We start from the raw sequence: 22,350 nt of genomic DNA, 5'->3' as shown, positions 1-22,350 counted from the left end.
GGGGAGGGGTCAGCTCGCGGCGCGCGTGCGCGCCGGCAGCTCGTCGTCGTCGCGTGCCAGCGGGATGGGGGTCGTTGCGGCCACCTCGTCGCTGAACTCCTCGGGGGCGACGACCGTGAGCGGACGCGTCTCATCGAGCGTGAGGCGGAACCGCTTGCGTTCGTGGCGGTGCAGCCGGCCGGAGACGAGCAGCCACGTTGCGCCGATCGCGAAGGCGACGAAGGCGGCGACGGCGCCCACGAGGATCGCGCTGCGCGGACCGAACTCGGCGGCGACCCAGCCGACGATCGGCGCGCCGATCGGGGTGCCTCCCATGAGGATCGCCATGTACAGCGCCAGCACGCGGCCGCGCAGTACCGGGTCCGTCGTGGTCTGCACGTACCCGTTCGCCGTGGTCATCATCGTGACGACAGCGAAGCCCGTGAACATGAGCGTGACCGCGTAGAGCCAGTAGGTCGGCATGAACGCCGACACGAGCGCCGCGACCCCGAACATCGCCGTGCCGACGATCAGCACGCGCAGTCGGGCCCGATCGCGACGGGCGGCGAGCAGCGCGCCGGCGACCGAGCCGATCGCCAGGATCGAGCTGAGCAGGCCGAACCCGTCGGCCTCCTTGCCGAACTCGACCGCCATCGTCGACGCGAGGATCGGGAAGTTCATGCCGAACGCGCCGATGAGGAACACCATCGAGCACGTCACGATGAGGTCGGGACGGCCGGCGACGTAGCGGAAGCCGTCGGCGAGGCGCGAGGACTGCGGCGCCTTGACCCGCGGGACGAGCTCGCGGGTGCGGATGAGGAGCAGCGCCGCCAGCATCGCGAGGAACGTGACCGCGTTCGCGACGAACACCCAGCCCGTGCCGATGGCGACGATGACGATGCCCGCGACCGCGGGGCCGATCATGCGTGCCCCGTTGAACGATGCGGCGTTGAGCGCGACCGCGTTCGAGGCGTTCTCGCGTGCGACGAGGTCGGAGACGAACGCCTGGCGTGCTGGGTTGTCGAACGCGGCGACCACGCCGAGGGCGAGCGCGAAGCCGTACATGATCGGCAGGGTCATCGCGCCGGCGAAGATGAGAGCGCCGATCGCCACGCCGAGCAGCAGCAGCAGGCTCTGCGTCACGAGGAGGATCCGCCGGCGGTCGAACCGGTCCGCGACCAGGCCGGTGACACCGACGAGGAGGAGCGGCGGGGCGAACTGCAGGGCCATCGTGACGCCCATCGCCGCGGCGTCGTTCTCGGTGAGCTCGGTGAGCACGACCCAGCTGATCGCCGTCGACTGCATCCAGGCGCCGATGTTCGACACCAGGGCGCCGATGAACCAGACGCGGTAGTTGAAGGCAGAGAACGACCGGAACATCGCGCTCATCGGGCGACCATCCGGGCCATGATCTCGGCGGCGGCCGCAAGCGTCTCGCGCTCGGCCGGCGTCAGCTCGGCGAGCGAGGACTCCACCCAGGCGTCGCGGCGCCGCGCGGTCTCTTCGACGACGGCTTCGCCTTCGGGCGTCAGCGAGATGACGACCTTGCGGCCGTCGCTCTCGTCGGCCGCACGCGCGATGTAGCCGGACTCCTGCAGGCAGTTGACCGTGCGGTTCATCGACGGAGCCGACACCCGCTCGCGCTCGGCGAGCTCGCCCAGTGTGTGGGCGCCGTGCACGCGGAGCGCCGCGAGCACCGCGAACTGCCCATCGCTCATCGAGTCGACCGCGCGCTGCGTGCGCATGCGCCGGGCGAGGCGGAACGTCGCGATGCGCAGCCGCGAAGCGGCGGAGGAGAGGTCGGGCTGTTCGCCCGGGTCGGTGCCGGTGTCTGGAGTGGGGATCACGTTGCTGCTCATGCGATTACTTAGCATAGCTCATTAGCTTTGCTAAAGAAAGTGGACGGATGCCGCTCCCGGGGTTCGTGCGCGGGGCAGCGGCATCCCGCACCTAGACTTCTGCGCATGCCCGAGTTCATCGATGCGCACGGCATCACGATCTTCTTCGACGTCCATCCGGCGAAGACCGAACCGCGGGCGGTCGTGCAGCTGCTGCACGGCGTCGGCGAGCATGCGGGGCGGTACGCCGCGCTGATCGAAGCGCTCACCGCGCACGGCTACGCGGTGTGGTCGGCCGACCACCGCGGTCACGGTCGCACGGGCATGACCCAGCACGGCGGCGACGTCGCCTTGCTGGGGCATCTCGGCCCCGGCGGCCTCCGGGCGGCGCTCGCCGCGATGTGGCAGTTCACCGGGCAGATCCGCTCCGAGAACCCCGGGCTGCCGCTCGTGCTGCTGGGGCACTCCGGCGGATCGGTGCTCGCACAGATGCTGGCCAACGCGCATCCCGAGGCGTACGACGGACTGATCCTGACCGGCTCGGCGCTGCGGATGCCGGGATCGATCCACACCAGTGGACTGAACAAGCCCTGGGACGGACCCGACGCGATGGGAACCGAGTGGCTCTCGAGTGATCTGTCGGTGGGGCGTGCGTTCCTGGACGATCCCCTCACCACCAGTGAAGACCCGATCAAGCTGATCGGCGTGGTGGACTCGCTTCGCATGTACGGTCTGCCGCGCAAGAACCTGGGCCGCGACATCCCGACCCTGCTCATGGTGGGACGGGACGACACCGTGGGCGGCCCGCGCAGCGTGCACCGGCTGGCCGACGCCTACCGCACGCGCTCCGGGTTCACCGACGTGACGACGCTCGTCTACCCGGGTGCACGCCACGAGATCTTCAATGAGTTCGTGCAGCAGGATGTCCGCGCCGACCTGCTCGCCTGGCTCGACCAGCGCATGCCCGCCCAAGACTGACTCGCGCGCTGCGCCGGACGGGGTCCTCGGCCCGGCTGGACACGCGGGCCGGGCAATAGGCTGAACGCATGCACGGCGAATACAAGGTGCCCGGCGGAAAGCTCGTCGTCGTCGATCTCGAGGAGCGCGACGGCCGCATCGCGGACTTCCACCTCGCGGGCGACTTCTTCCTGGAGCCGGACGACGCGCTCGACGACATCGACGCCGCGGTGAACGGACTGCCGATCGAGGCGGATGTCGCGGCCATCGCCGCCGCCGTTCGGTCCGCGCTGCCGAGCGGGGCGCAGCTGCTGGGCTTCACGCCTGAAGCGGTCGGCACCGCCGTGCGCCGCGCCCTCGTCACCGCCCCCGGCTGGCACGACTTCGACTGGGAGATCGTCCATGACAAGCCAGTCTCGCCGCGCATGAACCTCGCGCTCGACGAGGTGCTCACCGGCCGCGTCGGCGACGGCCGGCGGCGCCCGACGCTGCGGATCTGGGAGTGGGACGAGAACGCCGTCGTGATCGGCTCGTTCCAGTCGCTGCGCAACGAGGTCGACCCCGACGGGGCCGCGAAGCACGGCTTCGACGTCGTGCGCCGCATCTCGGGCGGCGGCGCGATGCTCATGGGCGCCAACTCGATCGTCACGTACTCGCTGTACGTGCCCGCATCACTGGTCGCCGGTCTGACGTTCGCGGACTCGTACGCGTTCCTCGACGACTGGGTGCTGCAGGCGCTGCGGACCCTCGGCATCGACGCCACGTACCAGCCGCTCAACGACATCGCCTCGCCGCAGGGCAAGATCGGCGGCGCCGCGCAGAAGCGCCTCGCGAACGGGGGAGTGCTGCACCACGCGACCCTCAGCTACGACATGGACGGCAGGGTCATGACCGAGGTGCTGCGCATCGGCCGCGAGAAGCTCAGCGACAAGGGGACGACGTCGGCCGACAAACGCGTGGACCCGCTGCGCCGTCAGACCGGTCTTCCCCGAGAGGCGATCATCGCCAAGCTCGCGGAGACGTTCCAGAACCTCTACGGCGCCGTCCCCGGTCACATCACCGACGACGAGTACGCCGAGGCCGAGGCGCTCGTGGAGTCCAAGTTCGCGACCGACGCGTGGCTGCGCCGGGTCCCGTGACGGGCGGGGGCGCATGACCTCGGCTGCGGGAGGAACGGATGCCGCGCCGCGCGGCCGCGCAGCGGCCCCCCGCTCCACCCCGGCGCCCGGCTCGGCGGCGCCCGGCTCCGTCGAGATCCACGAGGGCGACAATCTCGAGGTCATCCGGCGGCTGCCCGACGCCTCCTTCACCCTGATCTACCTCGACCCGCCGTTCAACACCGGCCGCCCGCAGGAGCGCTTGATCGAGACCGCCAGGTCGCGGCATCCGTCCCCCTCCCCATCACCCGACGTCCCCGCCGACTCCCTCTCGGCGAGACCCCAGCGGGCGGACGAGACGGTGGGTGATTCCCACGGTCTCGGCGACCCGGTGGGGTCTCGCGGGGTGGGTGGGGCGGGAGCGCCACCGATCGCAGCCGGCGTCGTGCGGCGCGGGTTCCATGGTCGCGAGTACGAGCGCATCCGCGGCGACCTGCGGGCCTACGACGACCGGTTCGACGACTACTGGGGCTTCCTCGAGCCGCGGCTGCTCGAGGCCTGGCGCCTGCTCGCCGAGGACGGCACGCTGTACCTGCATCTCGACTACCGCGAGGCGCACTACGCCAAGGTGCTGATGGACGCGCTGGTCGGGCGCGAGCGCTTCCTCAACGAGCTCATCTGGGCCTATGACTACGGCGCCAAGACGCGCAAGCGCTGGCCCACCAAGCACGACACGATCCTCGTGTACGTCAAGGATCCGAAGGCGTACTGGTTCGACTCGGATGCCGTGGACCGCGAGCCCTACATGGCGCCGGGGCTGGTCACGCCCGAGAAGGCCGAGCGCGGCAAGCTCCCGACCGACGTCTGGTGGCACACGATCGTGCCGACGACCGGGCGCGAGAAGACGGGCTACCCGACGCAGAAGCCCGAGGGGATCCTGCGACGGATCGTGCAGGCCTCATCGCGGCCGGGGGACCGGGTGCTCGACTTCTTCGCGGGCAGCGGCACCACGGGTGCGGTGGCGTCGGCGCTCGGCCGTGACGCCGTCCTCGTCGATCACAACCCCGAGGCGATCGCCGTCATGCGCGAGCGGATGCCGCACGCCCGCGTTTCGGGCGTGGAGGACGAGCAAACGCTTCCCTAGGCTGGAGGCATGCGCTTCGGTACCTTCATCCCCCAAGGCTGGCGATTCGATCTGGTCGGCATCGACCCCTCCGAGCACTGGGAGGTGATGAAGGGGCTGGCACAGCGCGCCGACGCGGGCGCGTGGGAATCGCTGTGGGTCTACGACCACTTCCACACGACGCCCGTGCCGAGCGAGGAGGCGACGCACGAGGCATGGACGCTGATGGCGGCGTTCGCGGCGTCGACCGACCGCATCCGCCTCGGCCAGATGTGCACGTGCATGGGCTACCGCAATCCCGCGTACCTTGCGAAGGTCGCCGCGACCGTCGACATCGTCTCGGGCGGCCGCACCGAGATGGGCATCGGCGGCGGCTGGTACGAGCACGAGTGGGAGGCGTACGGCTACGGCTTCCCGCCGGTTCCGGAACGGCTGCGGATGCTGCGCGAAGGCGTCGACATCATGCAGCAGGCCTGGACCACCGGTCGCGCCACCCTCGACGGGAAGCACTACCAGGTCGACGGCGCCCTCGTGCAGCCGCTGCCGCTCCAGGACGGCGGCATCCCCATCTGGGTCGCCGGCGGCGGCGAGAAGGTGACGCTCAAGATCGCGGCGAAGTACGCGTCGTACACGAACTTCGCCGGCTCGCTCGACGACATCGACCGCAAGAGCGCGATCCTCCGCGACCACTGCGATGCCCTCGGCCGCGACTTCTCGGAGATCACCCGCAGCTCGAACTTCAACACGATCGTCGGCGCGACCGAGGCCGAGGCCCACGAGCGTCTCGCGGCAGTCAAGGCCCGGGTCCTCCCGTTCGTCGGGCAGGAGCGCGCCGACCAGATCGAGCACGACTACGTGAGCTCGCCCGCCTTCGGCGCGGTCGAGCAGGTGGTCGAGCGTCTCGCCGAGCGCGAGCGGCACGGCATCACCTACGCGATCCACTACTTCCCCGAGGCGGCCTATGACCTCTCGGGCATCGAGCTCTTCGAGCGCGAAGTGCTGGCCGCGCTGGCCTGACGCGCCAACTCCGCAGAATCACTGCGGATGTGCGGCGATCGGCTCGAATCCTGCCAGGTTCGCGCGATTCTGCGGAGTTCGTCTGCCGTGCGGGGCGCAGTCGTCGGGTCAGACGAGGGCGCGGACGCTGCGGTAGCCGTCGGCGATGACATCGGGAGCGGATGCCGCGCCTCCGAACACGCGTGTCGTCCCGGGTGCGTCCGACCAGGCGCGCCACCCGGGGGCGTCGCCCCGGATGAGGGCGACCGCGGCGCCGTGGATCGCGTCGGAGAGTCGCCGCGGGGGAGCGTCGCCGGCGATCGCGGCCACATGAGGCTCGTCGAGGCAGTCGAACCAGAACGGCACGTCCAGGCAGTGCAGCGCCCACCGCCGGGTCGGCGAGGGCCAGGAGAAGCGGTACACCCACGTCGGTGCGGCTCCGCGCGCGTCGGCGACCTTCACGACCGTCGAGCGGAAGACCACGTCGGTGACGTAGCGGCCGAGGACCGCTGCCGTCCCCTTGCGGCGCTGTGCCGCATTGTCGGTGAGGTAGGCGCGTCGGCGATCGCGGGGCACGTCGAGCTTCGCAAGCGCCAGGCCCGCGGGGATGAACCGGAGCTTGCGCTGGGCCGAGTCGAGCACCATCGTGAACTCGTCGTCCGTCGTGCCGAGCACGAGGGGCTTGTCGGCCCCCGCGCCGGAGCGCAGCGCGGCGATCGTGGGATCGGGGACGAGGTCGCCGTCGATCATCGGACCCCACGAGAGCCCGTCGTCCAGCAGCCCTCGCACGCCGGCGAGGCGATCGGCCGATTCGGGCTCGACGGCCTTCGACTGGAGGGCGTGCAGCGTCTCCTCCGGTACGGAGGCGAAGCCTTCGCGCGTCGGCGCGACGCCGGCGAGACGAGCGAGCCTCGCCGACGCGGTGCGAGCACGCTCGGACGAGACGTCCGCCAGCGCGCCCGACAGCGCCCACACCGAATGGAACAGATGCTGCGCGGCGGGCATCGCGAGCAGTCGGAGCACCGCGCCTCCGCCGGCGGACTGCCCCGCGATCGTGACGTGCGACGGGTCGCCCCCGAAGCTCGCGATGTTGTCCTGCACCCACTGCAGTGCGGCGAGCCAGTCCCGCACGCCACGGTTCGACGGTGCGCCGTCGATGTGCCCGAATCCGTCGAAGCCGAGGCGATACGAGATCGTCACCGTGACGACGCCGTCGCGGTTGAAAGCGAGGCCGTCGTACCAGGGGCTCGCCGGAGACCCGGAGACGTAGCCCCCGCCGTGGATCCAGACGAGAACAGGGAGCGCGGCATCCACCACGCCCGGAACGGGCGTGAACACGTTGACGTTGAGCGTCGCGTCACCGGGCACGGACGGCTCCGGAATGAGGGTGATCCCCGCATCGCCGCGCTGCGCGGTCGCACCGAACTCGAGTGCGTCCCGCACACCCTCCCATGGCTCGGGCGGTACGGGCGCCTCGAATCGCAGTGCCCCGACCGGGGGCTTCGCGAACGGGATGCCGAGGAACGCGGCCGATCCGCCCGATCCGGGTTCGCCGCGCCAGAGGCCGCGAACCCTTCCCGTGACGGTGTCGGCCTCCACGTAACGCGTCGTCGCCGTGTCTGGGCTCGAAGGCGCGGAGACTGCGGGCGACGTGCCGGCAGCTGCCGGCGAGGGCGTGGGGTTCATGGCTTCTCCGGGGTGAGCAGGTCGAACAGGGCGCCGACGGTCGCGGCCATGTCGACGCCGGGCTCCAGCATCCACTGCAGCTGCATGCCGTCCGCGACCGCCTGGAAGATGCGGGCGAGCGCCTCGGGTTCGATGCGGCTGTCGAGCCTGCCCGCCGCTTGCTGGGCGGCGATCGCCGCCGCGAAGAATCCGCGCAGGTTCTCGCCGCGCGCCAGGAAGAACTGGTGCGCGGGGTGCTCCGGATCCGCCGCGTCGACCGACAGCCGTGCGAAGAGATGCACCAGGCCGGGGACATCCGCGTTGTGGCTGATGACGCCGAGAAAGCCCGCGCGGATGTCGCCCTGCTCGGCGTCCTCGGCCCGCGGGGCGCCGTGCTCGAGATCGACGCCCAGGCCCTGGTCGAGCGAGTCGATCTCGTCGCGCTTGCGCAGGATCTCGGTGAAGAGATCCTCCTTGCTGTCGAAGTAGTGCAGGAGTCCGGCCTGGCTGAGGCCCACGGCATCCGCGAGCTCCTTCACCGACGCGCCGCGATAGCCCTCGCGGGCGATCACGTCGAGGGCGCGCGTGAGGATCTCCTCCCGCTTCGCGACGCCCTTGGCGTAGGAGCCGCGTCGTCCGGTACCGCTCTCGGTCATAGGAGAAGTAAACCCGAATATCGCTTGATTTCTCAAAACCAAATGACATAAGGTTTTGCCGAGCGCGCTCACCGTCGAGCCCTCATCACCCGAAGCAAGGACCCGTTCATGACAGCGCCGTCTGAGTACACCGCCCCCGTCGCACCGATCACCGAGAACACGTTCGTCGCCACCGCCTCCGGAAACGACGATCCGCCCGTCCCGCTCAAGGGCCTGCGGCGGCTGATGGCGTGGATCATCCCCGCCAACCTCGGGATCTTCCTCATCTGGGGCGCCGTCCCCGGCATCCTCCTGCCACAGCAGATCACCGTGCTCTTCGGTGAGGAGAACAAGGTCGCCAACCTCGCGATCGTCGCGACGATCGGCGCGTTCGCGGCCATGCTGGCCCAGCCGATCGCCGGGCAGATCTCCGACCGCACGCGCACGCGCTTCGGCCGTCGTGCGCCCTGGATCGTGCTCGGCGCCCTCGCCGGCGCGCTCGCGCTCGTCGGCCTCGCCTTCGCGAGCTCGCTCGTCGGCATCATCGTCGCCTGGACGCTCGTGCAGGTCTGCTACAACGTCGCGCAGGGGCCGTTGTCGGCCGTCATGCCCGACCGCGTGCCGCTCAAGCGCCGCGGAACGTTCGCCGCGTTGTCGGGCATCGGCCTCATGGTCGGCGCGCTCGGCGGCTCGATCGTCGGATCCTTCTTCTACAGCAGCATCGCCGTGGGCTACATCATCTTCGCCGTCTTCGCCCTCGTGATCCTCACCCTCTTCGTCGCCTTCAACCCGGACTACCCGAGCACCGAGCTGAAGGCCGAGCCCTTCTCGCTCAAGGAGTTCCTCGGCACCTTCTGGGTCAACCCCGTCAAGCACCCCGACTTCTTCTGGGCGTTCACCGGCCGGCTGCTGCTGTACACCGGCTACTTCGCGGTCACCGGGTACCAGCTGTTCCTGCTCACCGACTATTTCGGAGTCGAGCGCCCCGAGCAGGTCATCCCGCTGCTGGGACTCCTGAGCCTCGTCGGCATCCTGATCTCGACCGTCGTGTCGGGCCCGCTCTCCGACAGGGTCGGCCGCCGCAAGCCCTTCGTGTTCGCGTCCGCCGCGGTCGTGAGCCTGGCGTTCCTGCTGCCGTGGGTCTGGCAGGACCTCAACGCCTGGATGATCATGACGTTCATCGCCGGCTTCGGGTTCGGCATGTTCCAGGCCGTCGACACGGCGCTCATGAGCGAGGTGCTGCCGTCGGCCAAGTCGTTCGCGAAGGACCTCGGCGTCGTGAACATCGCCGCGACCCTGCCGCAGACGCTGGCTCCCGGCGTCGCCGGTGCCATCGTGCTGATCTTCGGCTATGCCGGCCTCTTCCCCGTCGCCATCGTGCTCGGCATCCTCGGCGCGCTGGCCGTCTGGCCGATCAAGGCCGTCCGCTGAGCCGCGGCCACAGGCTTCGACACCCCGAAGAAAGGAACTCCATGAGCATCCCCGATGTCACGGAACTGACCCTCGAAGAGAAGGCGTCGCTGACCAGCGGCGCGAGCTTCTGGTACACCAAGCCCGTCGAGCGGGTGGGCGTGCCCGCGATCATGGTCACAGACGGCCCGCACGGCCTGCGCAAGCAGCGCGAGGGCGGTGACCACCTGGGCATCGGCGACAGCGTGCCCGCCACCTGCTTCCCGCCGGCCGTCGGCCTCGGCTCGTCGTGGGACGTCGAGCTCATCCACCGCGTCGGCGAGGCGCTGGGCGCCGAGACGTCGATCGAGAACGTCGCGGTGCTGCTCGGTCCCGGCATCAACATCAAGCGCTCGCCGCTGTGCGGCCGCAACTTCGAGTACCTCTCCGAGGACCCGATCGTGTCGGGTGTGCTGGGCGCCGCGATCGTGAACGGCATCCAGTCGCAGGGCGTGGGCACCTCGCTCAAGCACTTCGCGGCCAATAACCAGGAGAACGACCGCATGCGGTCCTCGTCCGACGTCGACCCGCGCCCGCTGCGGGAGATCTACCTGCGCGGGTTCCAGCGGGTCGTCGAGGACGCCCAGCCCTGGACCGTGATGTGCTCGTACAACCGCATCAACGGCGTGTACGCCTCGGAGGACCCGTGGCTGCTCACCCAGGTGCTGCGCGACGAGTGGGGCTTCGAGGGTCTCGTGGTCTCGGACTGGGGCGCGGTCAACGAGCGCGTGCCGGGCCTCGCCGCCGGCATGGACCTCGAGATGCCGTCATCGAACGGCGTCACCGACGCGCAGATCGTCGCGGCGGTGCAGGACGGCTCGCTCGACGAGTCAGTGGTGGATGTCGCGGCCGGGCGTGTGCTCGACCTCGTGCGCAAGGCGACCGACGGTGCCGGCGCCATCGCGGGACCGCTCGACGTCGATGCCCACCACGCGCTCGCGCGGGAGGCGGCCGGCCGCTCGATCGTTCTCCTCAAGAACGACGGGATCCTGCCGCTGGCGAAGGACGCGAGGCTCGCCGTGATCGGCGAGTTCGCCGCGAAGCCGCGCTACCAGGGCGCCGGTTCGTCGATGATCAACCCGACGCGCCTCGACACCGCGCTCGACGAGATCCGCGCGCTCGCCGCCGGTGAGGTCGCCTACGCGCAGGGATTCAGCAACGCGCTCGACGTCTCGGACGACGAGACCGCGGCGCTGCGCGCGGAGGCGGTGGCCGCGGCATCCGCTGCCGACGTGGCCGTCGTGTTCCTGGGCCTGCCCGCCCGTCTCGAGTCCGAGGGCTACGACCGCGACGACATCGACCTGCCCGCCGCGCAGCTCGCCCTGCTGGACGCGGTGCTCGCGGCGAACGCGAACACCGTCGTGGTGCTCTCGAACGGCGGCGTCGTGGCGCTGCCGTTCGCCGACCGCGTGCCGGCGATCCTGGAGGGCTGGCTGCTCGGTCAGGCCGGCGGCGGTGCGACCGCCGACGTGCTGTTCGGCGCCGTCAATCCGTCGGCCAAGCTGACCGAGACGATCCCGGTGCGGCTCGAGGACACCCCGGCGTTCCTCGACTTCCCCGGCGAGTTCTCGCACACCCGCTACGGCGAGGGCCTCTTCGTCGGCTACCGCTGGTACGACGCGCGCCGTCTCGAGGTAGGGTTCCCCTTCGGCCACGGACTGTCGTATACGACGTTCTCGTACGCGGATGCCGCGGCCGCCGTCGACGCGGACGGCGACGTCGAGGTGACCGTCGCCGTCACCAACACCGGCGATCGCGCCGGCCGCGAGGTCGTGCAGGTCTACACATCGCTCGCGGACTCGGCGGTGCAGCGTGCGCCGCGCGAGCTCAAGGCGTTCGCCTCGGTCGCGCTCGAGCCGGGCGAGACCCAGGTGGTCACGCTCACGGTGCGCCGCAAGGATCTCGCCTACTGGGACGTCCGCGCCGACCGCTGGGTGGTCGAGGGCGGCGAGTACGCGGTCGACATCGCGGCGTCGAGCCGCGACATCCGCTCGTCCGTGTCGGTGGCGGTCGACGGCGACGCGTTCACGCTGCCGCTGTCGCGCACGTCGTCGATGGGCGAGGTGCTGGCTCACCCGATCGCCGGGCCGATCGTGCAGGCCGCGATGGCCCAGATGCTCGGCGGCGTCAGCGACAGCGCGGCGTCGATCATGCCCGAGGGCGTCGACATGTCCAAGATGATGGAGTCGTTCCCGGTCGGCCGCATCGGCATGATGGGCGCCCTCGCGGGCGACGGCGAGGGGGTCGGCGCCGAGATGATCGACGGCCTCATCGCGATGGCGAACGCCGGCGGCGCGCCGCAGCAGGTCTGACACGCGCCACAGGATGCCCCGGCACCGAGCCCCGCGCGGGCGCGATGCCGGGGCATCCGTCGTCTCGGCGTGTCTCATGCCGCGGGTGCGGAGGCACGATGCCGGGGCATCCGTCGTCCGCGCCGGGCGCCCACCAGCCGGTGGCCGCCCGTTCGGTTCGACGACACCGCGCGTTCACCAGCCCTTCGCACACCGTCGAGACGCTGGGCCGAACCCGAACCCCCTCGTCGAAGGTGACCGCCGATGCGATCTCATCCGTCTTCCCACGCGCGTGTGCGCGCCCTCGTCGCCGTCGCGGCCGTGGCCTCGCTCGCGGCCGTTCCGGTCCTGGTGGCACCGGCGGCCTTCGCGGTCGAGCCCCCCGCGATCGTGAGTGAGATCGAGGCCGCCGTCGTCGGTCTCGAGCCGACGAGCGCCGGTGCTGCGATCGTGATCAACGAGGTCAACTCCGACCCCGGCGACTGGATCGAGCTCACCAACATCGGCAGCAGCACCGTCGACCTCTCGGGCTGGCTGCTCGCCGACAACGCCCGCCTCACCGACGCCACCCACCTGCAGTCGATCGCGGCCGGGACCACGCTCCAGCCCGGCGGCTTCCTGAAGCTCGATTACACCGCGGCCGGGCTCGGCAAGGGCGACGAGGCGAACCTCTACCTCCCCGACGCGACGACGCTCGTCGACACCACCACGTGGCCGGCCGGCACCCACGCCACCTCGTGGGGTCGCTGCGCCGACGGCACCGGCGACTTCCAGGCGACCACGCCGACCCCGGGCGCCGCCAACGTGTGCGGGACGACGACGCCGCCGCCGGCGCCGGCACTGGACCCGAACTGGGACGACATCGAGATCAACGAGATCGCCTCGCTCAATGACGACGACCCGGGCAACCCGGGCTTCGGCGACGCCGTCGAACTGGTCAACACCGGCACGCACGACGTCACGATCGAAGGCTGGTACCAGACCGACAGCGGTGCGGCCACAGGCGCGTCGCCGCTGACCCTGGCGGATCTCACGACCTGGGACGGCGACTCGCTCGAACCGGCCGGCTCATGGATCATCCCCGCCGGCGGGTATGTCGCATTCTCCTCGAAGAAGGGCCTCTCGGGAGAGGGCGATGCCGTCAAGATCTACGGCCCGGGCGCTGACGCGGCGACGCGCCAGCTCGTCGACGAGCAGGCATACGGCGACGGCGACGCCGGTGTATCCGACACGTACGACTCCGATGCGCGTGCCTTCGCGGCCTGCCCGGACGCGTCCGACGAGTTCTGGCGCGTGACCGAGAACAGTTTCGGGCAGGACAACACCTCGTCGTGCGCGACGAAGTCCCGCCGTCTGGATACGCCGGTCGTCCTCAACGAGGTCTCGAACGTCGACGGAAAGGCCGAGCTGCTCAACACCGGGTCGGGGTCGGTGGACATCTCGGGCTGGGAGCTGCGGGATGCGCAGGATGCCGTGGTCCACACCGTTCCCGCCGGCACCGTGCTCGCGGCCGGCGCGTTCTACGTCGCGGACGACATCGCCGGGCTCGACAGCGCCGACGCGCTCACCATCCGCCGCGCGGAAGACGGCGCGAGCGTGATCGCGCACACCTGGTACGAGGACGGCATCGCGTCCTACAGCCGCTGCGATCTGTTCGGGACCGTCTCGTATGTCGAGACGCCGACCGCGACCTGGGGTGCGGCGAACGCCTGCCCGGGCTTGAGCACCGAGACCTGGCCGGGCGCCGCCACGGTGTCGGTCGTCGACGCGGTCGACGCCTTCACCGATCTCGACGCGAACGATGAGGGCGACGTGTCAGGCGCGGCGTTCGACCCCGCCGATCCGAGCATCCTCTGGGTCGTGATGAACAAGGGCCGCCTATTCAAGATGCACGCGGTGAACGGTGTCTACGAGTCGTTCCCCGAGTGGGTCGGCGGCATCCCGCTCCGCTTCGCGGACGGCGGGGGCGAACTGGACGCTGAGGGCGTCACGATCGCCCCCGACGGCGCGGTCTACATCACCTCGGAGCGCGACAACGGGCGCGCGAAGGACACGTCGTCGAACATGATCGCCCGGTTCGATGTGAGCGCCGTGACGGCGACGACCTCGGAGCTCGTCCCGACGCAGGAGTGGGATGTGAACGAGTTCGTCACGACCGGCACCAACCTCGGACTCGAAGGCATCACCTACGTGCCCGACGCGTTCCTGGTCTCATCCGGCTTCGAGGTCGACGGCATCGCCTACGCGGCGGCGGACTACGCCACTCCCGGGCTGTTCGTGACGGCGGTGGAGGCCACCGGCGCGCTGCACTTCTTCTCCCTCGCCGCCGGCACCGCGCCCGTCGAGGTGAAGGTCGAGAGCTCCGGCTTCCCGTGGTCGATGGACGTCGCCTACGACGCGGATCGCGGTGCGCTGTGGGCCCTGTGCGACGACAGCTGCGGCGGCGTCTACAACCTCCTCGACGTCGTCGACGGAGACTTCGAGGTCGCGCACTCGTACGCCCGCCCCGCCGGGATGCCGAATCTCAACAACGAAGGCATGGCCGTCGCCCCGGCGTCCACGTGCGCGGACGGCTTCCAGGAGGTCGTGTGGGCCGACGACGGTGACACCGACGGCCACTCGCTGCGCGCGGGCACGCTCCCGTGCCCGTCGACGGACGAGCCGGGTGGACCGGGAGAGCCGACGCCGACGCCGACCCCGACGCAGGGCCCCCCGACCTCGGGGCCGGCGTCTGACGGACAGCTCACCGACGCGACGCGTGGGTCGGTCGACGCACCGGCCACGGCTGCGGCAGGGCAGACGGTGACGCTCTTCGTCGGCACGCAGTACGCCGGCGACACCGTCTCGGTGTGGCTGCACTCCACTCCGATCTCGCTCGGCGCCCACGTGGTGAGCGCGGCGGGCACGGTGACGGTGACCCTGCCGGCGGGCGTCGCCCCGGGCGAGCATCGGCTGGTCGTCCTGGATGCCGACGGCAACGTGATCGGCTGGACCGAGGTGACCGTGACCGGGCCGCTGGCGGCGACTGGCGCCGACGGTGCCGGGCTGGCCGCGACTGCGGGGCTCGCCGCCGCGCTGATCGGCGCGGGCGTTCTCACGGTCGTGCTGCGCCGCCGCCGCGCGCACGCCTGACACGAGAACGACGATGCCCCGGCACCTGGTGCCGGGGCATCGTCGCGTGAGGGATCAGCTGTTGAGGAAGGCCAGGAGCGCCTCGTTCACCTCGGCGCCGTGGGTCCACAGCAGGCCGTGCGGGGCACCCTCGAGCTCGACGTAGGTCGCATCGGGCAGGAGGTCCTTGAACCGCCGCCCGGTCACGTCGATCGGCAGGATGTTGTCGGCGGTGCCGTGGAGGATGAGCGTCGGCACGTCGATGGCCGGAATGTCGGCGCGGAAGTCGGTCGGCCACGTCAGCGGCGCCGCGGCGACCGCGGTGTTGCCGGCGAGGTTCGCGATCTGCGCGCTGCCCTCCAGTGCCTCCTGCGAGATGCGCGTGCCGAGGTTGTCGTCGAGGTTGTAGAAGTCCTTGAAGAAGCCGGCCATGAACGCGTATCGGTCGTCGCGCACGGACTGCGCGATGCCGTCGAAGAACTCCTGGGGGCCGGCGCCGCCCTGGTTGTCCTCGGTCTTGAGCAGGTACGGCTCGAGAGAGCCGAGGAACGCCGCCTTCGCGATGCGACCGCTGCCGTAGCGCGACAGGTAGCGGGCGATCTCGCCGGTGCCCATCGAGAAGCCCACGAGGACGGCGTCGCGCAGGTCCAGGTCCTCGATCAGGGCGTGGAGGTCGGCCGCGAACGTGTCGTAGTCGTAGCCCGCGCCGGCCTTGGTCGATGCGCCGAAGCCACGGCGGTCGTACGCGATCACGCGGTAGCCGGCATCCAGCAGCGCCGCCTGCTGCTTGCCCCACGACTCGCCGTTCAGGGGGAACCCGTGGATCAGTACGACGGGCTGCGCGTCGGCCGGTCCTTGGTCGGTGTAGTAGAGGTCGATGTCGACCGAGTTCTCGGTTCCGACGGTGATGTACGCCACGATCGCTCCTTACGTGCGCGGATCGGATGCCCGCGCACCAGGTTCGACGCTAGAGCGCCCCGATCCATTCCCGCCACACCTTGCGCGCCGTGCGTCGCCCCTTCCCCCAACGTTCACTTGCGCTGAACGTACGCTCCCACGTGGAATCGGCGTACGTTCAGCGCAAGTGAACAGGGGGCCGGGACGACGAACGCGTGGCGCGCGGCGGCGCGGGACGAAGAGGCGAAGGGCGGGGGCGCGCGGCGGGCAGGACGAAAAGGCGCGGGACGAAGGGGCGAGGGGCGCGTCGGCGCGGGGCGCGCGGCGCGCGGCGGGCAGGACGAAAAGGCGCGGGACGAAGGGGCGAGGGGCGCGGGGCGCGCGGCGGGAGGGGCGAGGGGCGCCGGGGTCAGTCGCGGGCGGCGCCGGCGGACGGGGTCACGGTGAAGATCGTGGGGGCGGCGAAGCCGGCCGATGCGAAGGCGGCGGTGGCGGCATCCGTCACGGCCTGCACCCGATCGCGGGCGACCAGGGCGATCGCGGCGCCGCCGAAGCCGCCGCCCGTCATGCGGGCGCCGATGGCGCCGGCGGACAGCGCCGCCTCCACCGCGGTGTCGAGCTCGGGCACCGAGATCTCGAAGTCGTCGCGCATCGAGGCGTGCGACGCGACGAGGAGGTCGCCGATCGCGGTCGGGCCCTGCTCGCGGATGGTGTGCACGGTGTCGAGTACGCGCTGGTCCTCGGTGACGACGTGGCGCACCCGGCGGAAGGTCACGTCGTCGACGATCTCGGCCAGGCGCGGCAGGTCGTCGAGGGTCACGTCGCGCAGGGCGGGAACCCCGAGCGCTGCGGCTCCGCGCTCGCAGGCCGCCCGGCGCTCTCCGTAGCCGCCGGTCGCGTGCGAGTGCTTCACGCCGGTGTCGATGACGACGAGCTCGAGTCCGGCATCCGCGAATCCGAGGTCGATCACCTGGGCGTCGAGCGAGCGGCAATCGAGGAAGATCGCGGCGTCGGCGCGGCCGAGGAGCGCCGCCATCTGGTCCATGATGCCGGTGGGCGCGCCGACGGCCTCGTTCTCGGCGCGGCGGCCGACCTTCGCCAGCGCGACGCGGTCGAGGCTGATTCCCCACGCGTCGGCGAGGGCGACGGCAGTCGCGCCCTCGATCGCCGCCGACGACGACAGCCCCGCGCCCACGGGCACGTCGGAGGCGAAGGCGAGGTCGACGCCGGGGACGGTCGACGGGTCGGTTCCGGATGCCGCGAGCAGCGCCCACGCGACCCCCAGCGGGTAGCGGGCCCACTCCGGGACGGCCTCGCGCCGCTCGGGGAAGAGGGCGCCGAGCTCGTCGAGCGCGACCTCGGCCGTCGTGTCGTCGAAGGTCGAGGCGACCCGCACGCGGAAGACCCCGTCGGAGCGAGGGGCGAGCGCGACATGCGTGCGGTGCTGGATGGCGAAGGGCAGCACGAAGCCGTCGTTGTAGTCGGTGTGCTCGCCGATGAGGTTCACGCGCCCCGGTGCCGACCAGGTGCCGACCGGCTCGGCGCCGAACCGTTCTGCGAAGAGCGCCCGGGCGGACGCGGCGGCGCGGGTGTCGGTGGCGGTCACAGGGTCTCCTCGGGGATGGATGCGACGGCCTCGCGCAGCTTCGCGGCGGCCGACTCGGGCGGGATGTCGCCGATCCAGGCGCCCATGGCGGCCTCGGATCCGGCGAGGAACTTGAGCTTGTCGGCCGCGCGGCGCGGCGACGTGAGCTGCAGGTGCAGGCGCGCGGTGTCGCGACCACGGTGCACCGGAGCCTGGTGCCAGGCCGCGATGTACGGCGTGGGCGAGCCGTAGAGGGCGTCCACGCCACGGAGCAGGCGCAGATAGAGCGGGGCGAGCTCGTCGCGCTCGGCATCCGTCGTGGCGGCGAAGTCGGCGACGTGGCGGTGCGGCAGCAGGTGGATCTCGATGGGCCAGCGCGCGGCGAACGGCACGAACGCCGTCCAGTGCTTGCCCTCGAGGATCACGCGCTCGCCGGCGCGCTCGAACGCGAGGATGCGCTCGAAGAGGTCGGGACCTTCGCGGTCGATCGATGCGAGCAGGCTCGTCGTGCGCGGCGTGATGTACGGGTACGCGTAGATCTGCCCGTGCGGGTGGGGGAGGGTGACGCCGATCGCCTCGCCGCGGTTCTCGAACGGGAAGACCTGCTCGATGCCCGGGAGGACCGACAGCGCGGCCGTGCGGTCGGCCCACGCCTCGATGACCGTGCGGGCGCGGGTGCGGGAGAGGGAGCCGAACGAGCCGGAGTGCTCGGGGCTGAAGCAGACGACCTCGCAGCGGCCGACGCTCGTGCGCGTGCGGCCGAGGCCGGGGGCGACGAGGTCGTCGAGGTCGCGGGGCGCGTCCGAACCGGCCGGGGCGTCGCCGTGGGCTTCCGCGAGCGCAGGACCGAACGACGGCGACTTGTTCTCGAACACGGCGACGTCGTAGCGCGACGGGATCTCGGACGGGTTCGTCGGCGTCTGCGGTGCGAGCGGGTCGAGCTCGGCCGGCGGCAGGAATGCGCGGTTCTGGCGTGCCGCCGCGATCGAGACCCAGTCGCCGGTGAGCACGTCGCGACGCATGGTGGCCGTCTCGGGCCGGGGGCCGAGCTCGCGTGCGTCGACGGCGCGTTCCGGGCCGAGCGTCGTGCCGGGGTCGTCGTAGTAGATGAGGTCGCGGCCGTCGGCGAGCCGGGTCGGGCGCTTGACGACACCGGCGCCGAGCGCCTCGCCCGGGAGCTCGCGGGCAGACGTCGCAGGGTCGTCCAGAGGCGTGTTCACGTCAACACGGTAGCAAGTCAGCTATGTTAGCGTCAACATCGGTCGGAGAACACGGATGCCGCAGCCCACGCTTCGCTCGGCATCCGCGTCGAGGAGGGGTGGCGCATGACGACCAGGCGGGTATCGATGGCGGACGTCGCCGCGCGCGCCGGCGTCTCGGGGCAGACGGTGTCGCGTGTGGTCAATGCGAGCCCGCGGGTCGATCCCGAGACCCGCACGCGGGTCGAGTCGGCGATGTCGGAGCTCGGCTACCGTCCGCATCGCGCGGCCCGGGCACTCCGCACCGGACGCACCCAGACCATCGGCCTGGTCGTCTCGACCCTCGCCTCGGTCGGCAACTCCCGCATGCTGCAGGCGGTGGCGGATGCCGCGGCCGCCCGCGGCTATGCCCTCACCGTCGTGACGCTCGGCGCCGACGGCGACGTGTCGGCCGCCTTCGAGCGTCTGTCCGACCAGGGCGTCGACGGTGCGATCGTGCTGAACGAGGCGACCGAGCGCGTGCGTGAGGCCGACCTCCGCGCGGCGGGACTGACGCTGGTGGTCGTGGACTCGCCGCGCGACGACCGCTTCGGTGTCATCGAGACCGACCACTCGGGCGGCGCGCGGCTGGCCGTGAGCCACCTCCTCGACCTAGGGCACGAGACGGTCCACCATCTGGCAGGACCGGCGGGCTCGTTCGCCGCCGCCGAGCGCGAGCGGGGCTGGCGCGAGGCGCTCGCCGCAGCCCGGGCGCCGGTGCCGACGGTGGTGCGCGGCGACTGGACCTCCGCGTCGGGCTTCGCCGCGGCATCCGCTCTCCTCGATGGCGGTGCGACCGCCGTCTTCGCGGCCAACGACCAGATGGCGCTCGGCCTGCTCCGCGCATTCGCCGAGGCAGGCAGCGCGGTGCCGGCGGACGTGAGTGTCGTCGGCTTCGACGACGTTGCGGATGCCGCCGACTACCGCCCGCCGCTCACCACGGTGCGCCAGGACTTCGACGCGCTCGGATCGCGCGCGGTCGCGGCGCTCGTCGAGGGCATCGAGGCCGGCGCTCCCGCCGCGTTCGAGACGGTGCCGACGCGGCTCGTGGTGCGGGCGAGCACCGCGCCCGCCCGCTGAGTTCGCCTCCGCGCGCCACCTGCGGGTCCGCGATTGCCGTTCGGGTGTCACGAAGTGCGGCATCCGCGGGGTCGTTGCGGCGTGTCGTGACACCCGAGGCCTCGCGCTCGTCGTTGGGGGGTCGCGATGTGCGGCGTCCGCGGAGTCGTTGCGGCGTGTCGTGCCCCCCGAGGCCTCGCGCTCGTCGTTCGGGTGTCACGAAGTGTGGCATCCGCGAGGTCGTTACGGCGTGTCGTCCCCCCCGAACCCGTCCTGCGCGCTCGCTGCTCCGTGCAAGTGTTCCGGGGTCGCGATGTGCGGCATCCGCGAGGTCGTTGCGGCGTGTCGTGACACCCGAGCGCGTCGCGGCCGCGCGCACGTGTGACGGCGGGGCGAAGGGCGGACGTCAGCTGTGGGCCCGGCGGGCTTCCCAGCCGCTCCGCACCATCTCGTCGACGGTGTAGCGGTTCTTCCAGTCGAGGTCCCGGGCGGCGAGCTCGCCGGTCGCGACGATGCGGTCGGGGTCGCCCGGCCGGCGGGGCGCGATCTCGGGCGTGAAGCCGATACCCGTGACCCGCGCCATGGCGTCCATGATCTCGCGCACGCTCAGCCCGTTCTGCGAGCCGAGGTTGTACGCAGGCTCGATCGGCCGGTTCGCGAGCAGGCGCTGGGCAGCGGCGACATGGGCGGCGGCGATGTCGGCGACGTGGACGTAGTCGCGCACGTTGGTGCCGTCGGGGGTGTCGTAGTCGTCGCCGTTGATGCGCGGGGTGCGGCCCTCGATGAGCGCCTCGAAGACCAGCGGGAACAGGTTGTGCGGGCTGGTGTCGTAGACGGCAGGGTCGCCGGAACCGACGACGTTGAAGTAGCGCAGCGCGGTGTAGCGCAGCGCGTGCTCCGACGCGGCGGTGGCGATCGCCTGGTCGCGGATGAGCCACTCGCCGATGAGCTTGGACTCGCCGTACGGCGATGCCGGGCGCTTGGGCAGGTCCTCGGTCACGAGCGGGACGTCGGGCGTGCCGTAGACGGCGGCCGACGACGAGAACACCAGGTGGGCGACATCCGCCGCCTGCATCGCGGCGAGGAGCGCCCGCGTGCCTTCGACGTTCTGCGCGTAGGTGTGCAGCGGGCGCTGCACCGAGACGCCGGCGTACTTGAAGCCGGCGAGGTGGATGACGCCCTCGACCCGGTGCTCGCGGAGCGTGCGCTCGACGAGGTCGGCGTCGAGGATCGAGCCCGTGACGAACGGCACGCCCTCGGGCACGAAGCCGGCGTGTCCGCTCGAGAGGTCGTCGATGACGACGGGCGAGAGGCCCGCGTCGGCGAGCGCGCGGACGATGTGGGCGCCGATGTAGCCGGCACCTCCGGTCACGAGCCAGGTCATGTCACTCCGTTGGTCGGATTCAGCTGCGGTCGGTTCGCCGAGCGGCGTCGCATCCCATTCTGCCCGCTCCGGTGCGGCGTCCCTGTCGGGTACCCGGGGGGGGAGGTGGATGCGGTGGCCCCGCGTCCGAACAGGTCAACCGGCCTTCCACAGGAGGTTGACTCCTTTCACTCTCCTGTGGAAGCGCGGTTGACCTGTCCAGGGCGTAAGTGGAAGCGCGGTTGACCTGTCCAGGGCGTGCGGTGGCAGGTCTTCCGGCGGCAGGTGTCAGACCCGGGCGGCCCAGCGCCCCGCGCGCTGCAGCAGCGCCACATGGGCAGGGGCATCGAACGCGCGCGCATCGTGACCGAGCGATGACACGACCGCCCGGGTCGGCTGCTCGCGCACCCAGACCGCGGGATGCTCGACGCCGTCGACGTCATGCACGGCGAGCACGCGCGCACCGTCGTCGACCACGAGATCGCTGTAGCGCTCGTCGAAGACGTCGATCGGCGGCATCCCCTCGGTCACAGGGTGATCGCCGTCGACGATCCTGACGCGCGCGTCGCCGACCGGCGGATGCCACGACAGACCCGGCTGCCATTCGCCGCCGATCGCCTCGCGCCAGGCCGGATGATCGCGCAGGGTCGACAGCGCTGCGTGGATGGCGATGAGCCCGATGCCGCGCGCGATCGCGGCTCGCAGGCCGGCGTCGGCGGCGGGATCGGCGCAGTGGCTGAGCTCGGTGCCGCCCTCGCGCCAGGGGTCGCCCGCGTTGACGATGAGCAGGTCGATGCCCTCGAGGTGGGCGAGAGCGTGGTCGACATCGTCATCGACCGTGACGTCCCAGCCGTCGGAGCGCAGCGCAGCCGCGATGCGTGCGGAGGTGGCGGGGAACGGATGCCAGGGGTCGCCGTAGCGGCCGGTTCCGGTGGCGATGACCGCGCGTGGCGGTGCGGGCTCGGCTTCCGGCTGGTCCATGGATACCATGTTCTGCAGGATAACGCTTTCCCGCTCGGATGTCGCCATCACCGGCGCCGCCGTGCGCTCCCGAGGAGAATGACGCC

Annotated in this window: 17 protein-coding genes; 8 read left to right on the top strand and 9 right to left on the bottom strand. The window is 71.3% G+C overall.

Features of this window, described 5'->3' with window-relative positions:
• Positions 1-9: 9 nt before the first annotated feature.
• Positions 10-1,368, bottom strand: coding sequence for an MFS transporter (locus tag MRBLMI12_RS06435; protein ID WP_363354917.1), 1,359 nt, complete (start codon positions 1,366-1,368; stop codon positions 10-12).
• Entirely contained in the window at positions 1,365-1,838 is a 474-nt protein-coding gene (locus MRBLMI12_RS06430; protein WP_363354915.1) for a MarR family winged helix-turn-helix transcriptional regulator, read from the bottom strand. Before MRBLMI12_RS06430 ends, MRBLMI12_RS06435 begins: the two co-directional genes overlap by 4 nt.
• Before the next feature lie 105 nt (positions 1,839-1,943).
• Here MRBLMI12_RS06430 and MRBLMI12_RS06425 point away from each other — a divergent pair, with 105 nt between their 5' ends.
• From MRBLMI12_RS06425 to MRBLMI12_RS06410, 4 genes are all read left to right on the top strand, one after another.
• Positions 1,944-2,795, top strand: a complete 852-nt coding sequence (locus MRBLMI12_RS06425) for an alpha/beta hydrolase (RefSeq protein ID WP_363354913.1) — start codon at positions 1,944-1,946, stop codon at positions 2,793-2,795.
• 68 nt (positions 2,796-2,863) lie between these two features.
• Positions 2,864-3,913, top strand: a complete 1,050-nt coding sequence (locus MRBLMI12_RS06420) for a lipoate--protein ligase family protein (RefSeq protein ID WP_363354911.1) — start codon at positions 2,864-2,866, stop codon at positions 3,911-3,913.
• A 13-nt stretch (positions 3,914-3,926) separates the two neighbouring features.
• Positions 3,927-5,015 (top strand): DNA-methyltransferase, encoded by a 1,089-nt coding sequence (locus tag MRBLMI12_RS06415; protein WP_363354909.1) that lies wholly within the window; start codon positions 3,927-3,929, stop codon positions 5,013-5,015.
• A 9-nt stretch (positions 5,016-5,024) separates the two neighbouring features.
• Positions 5,025-6,011, top strand: coding sequence for an LLM class F420-dependent oxidoreductase (locus MRBLMI12_RS06410; protein WP_363354907.1), 987 nt, complete (start codon positions 5,025-5,027; stop codon positions 6,009-6,011).
• 108 nt (positions 6,012-6,119) lie between these two features.
• On the opposite strand, the gene MRBLMI12_RS06405 is transcribed toward MRBLMI12_RS06410, so the two are convergent.
• Together MRBLMI12_RS06405 and MRBLMI12_RS06400 are read right to left on the bottom strand one after the other, a co-directional pair.
• Positions 6,120-7,676 (bottom strand): carboxylesterase/lipase family protein, encoded by a 1,557-nt coding sequence (locus MRBLMI12_RS06405; RefSeq protein WP_363354905.1) that lies wholly within the window; start codon positions 7,674-7,676, stop codon positions 6,120-6,122.
• On the bottom strand, positions 7,673-8,311 hold the full coding sequence (locus tag MRBLMI12_RS06400; RefSeq protein ID WP_363354903.1) for a TetR/AcrR family transcriptional regulator: 639 nt from the start codon (positions 8,309-8,311) through the stop codon (positions 7,673-7,675). The genes MRBLMI12_RS06405 and MRBLMI12_RS06400 overlap by 4 nt, the downstream gene beginning before the upstream one ends.
• A gap of 108 nt (positions 8,312-8,419) precedes the next feature.
• Here MRBLMI12_RS06400 and MRBLMI12_RS06395 point away from each other — a divergent pair, with 108 nt between their 5' ends.
• From MRBLMI12_RS06395 to MRBLMI12_RS06385, 3 genes are all read left to right on the top strand, one after another.
• Positions 8,420-9,721, top strand: coding sequence for an MFS transporter (locus tag MRBLMI12_RS06395; protein WP_363354901.1), 1,302 nt, complete (start codon positions 8,420-8,422; stop codon positions 9,719-9,721).
• A gap of 41 nt (positions 9,722-9,762) precedes the next feature.
• Positions 9,763-12,051 carry a glycoside hydrolase family 3 C-terminal domain-containing protein gene (locus MRBLMI12_RS06390; RefSeq protein WP_363354899.1) on the top strand — a complete coding sequence of 763 codons (2,289 nt, stop codon included), beginning with the start codon at positions 9,763-9,765 and terminating at the stop codon, positions 12,049-12,051.
• Between the two features lie 243 nt (positions 12,052-12,294).
• Complete coding sequence (locus MRBLMI12_RS06385; protein ID WP_363354897.1) at positions 12,295-15,162, top strand: lamin tail domain-containing protein; 2,868 nt, start codon at positions 12,295-12,297, stop codon at positions 15,160-15,162.
• A gap of 54 nt (positions 15,163-15,216) precedes the next feature.
• On the opposite strand, the gene MRBLMI12_RS06380 is transcribed toward MRBLMI12_RS06385, so the two are convergent.
• From MRBLMI12_RS06380 to galT, 3 genes are all read right to left on the bottom strand, one after another.
• Entirely contained in the window at positions 15,217-16,059 is an 843-nt protein-coding gene (locus MRBLMI12_RS06380; RefSeq protein WP_363354895.1) for an alpha/beta fold hydrolase, read from the bottom strand.
• Positions 16,060-16,447: 388 nt separating this feature from the next.
• On the bottom strand, positions 16,448-17,644 hold the full coding sequence (gene galK, locus MRBLMI12_RS06375) for a galactokinase (protein WP_363354893.1): 1,197 nt from the start codon (positions 17,642-17,644) through the stop codon (positions 16,448-16,450).
• Complete coding sequence (gene galT / locus MRBLMI12_RS06370; RefSeq protein WP_363355748.1) at positions 17,641-18,831, bottom strand: galactose-1-phosphate uridylyltransferase; 1,191 nt, start codon at positions 18,829-18,831, stop codon at positions 17,641-17,643. The genes galK and galT overlap by 4 nt, the downstream gene beginning before the upstream one ends.
• Positions 18,832-18,948: 117 nt before the next feature.
• On the opposite strand from galT, the gene MRBLMI12_RS06365 reads away from it, so the two are divergent.
• Positions 18,949-19,941 (top strand): LacI family DNA-binding transcriptional regulator, encoded by a 993-nt coding sequence (locus tag MRBLMI12_RS06365; protein WP_363354891.1) that lies wholly within the window; start codon positions 18,949-18,951, stop codon positions 19,939-19,941.
• A 385-nt stretch (positions 19,942-20,326) separates the two neighbouring features.
• On the opposite strand, the gene galE is transcribed toward MRBLMI12_RS06365, so the two are convergent.
• Together galE and MRBLMI12_RS06355 are read right to left on the bottom strand one after the other, a co-directional pair.
• Complete coding sequence (gene galE / locus MRBLMI12_RS06360; protein WP_363354889.1) at positions 20,327-21,304, bottom strand: UDP-glucose 4-epimerase GalE; 978 nt, start codon at positions 21,302-21,304, stop codon at positions 20,327-20,329.
• Between the two features lie 267 nt (positions 21,305-21,571).
• Positions 21,572-22,273: a ThuA domain-containing protein gene (locus MRBLMI12_RS06355; RefSeq protein WP_363354887.1), complete on the bottom strand. Its 702-nt coding sequence runs from the start codon at positions 22,271-22,273 to the stop codon at positions 21,572-21,574.
• Positions 22,274-22,350: the final 77 nt, after the last annotated feature.

Origin of the sequence: Microbacterium sp. LMI12-1-1.1, from assembly GCF_040676455.1 — a bacterium.
In the GTDB taxonomy this organism is placed as follows: Bacteria; Actinomycetota; Actinomycetes; order Actinomycetales; family Microbacteriaceae; genus Microbacterium.
Note: the sequence above shows the minus strand (reverse complement) of the source record. Positions and strands in the feature narration are given on the sequence as shown.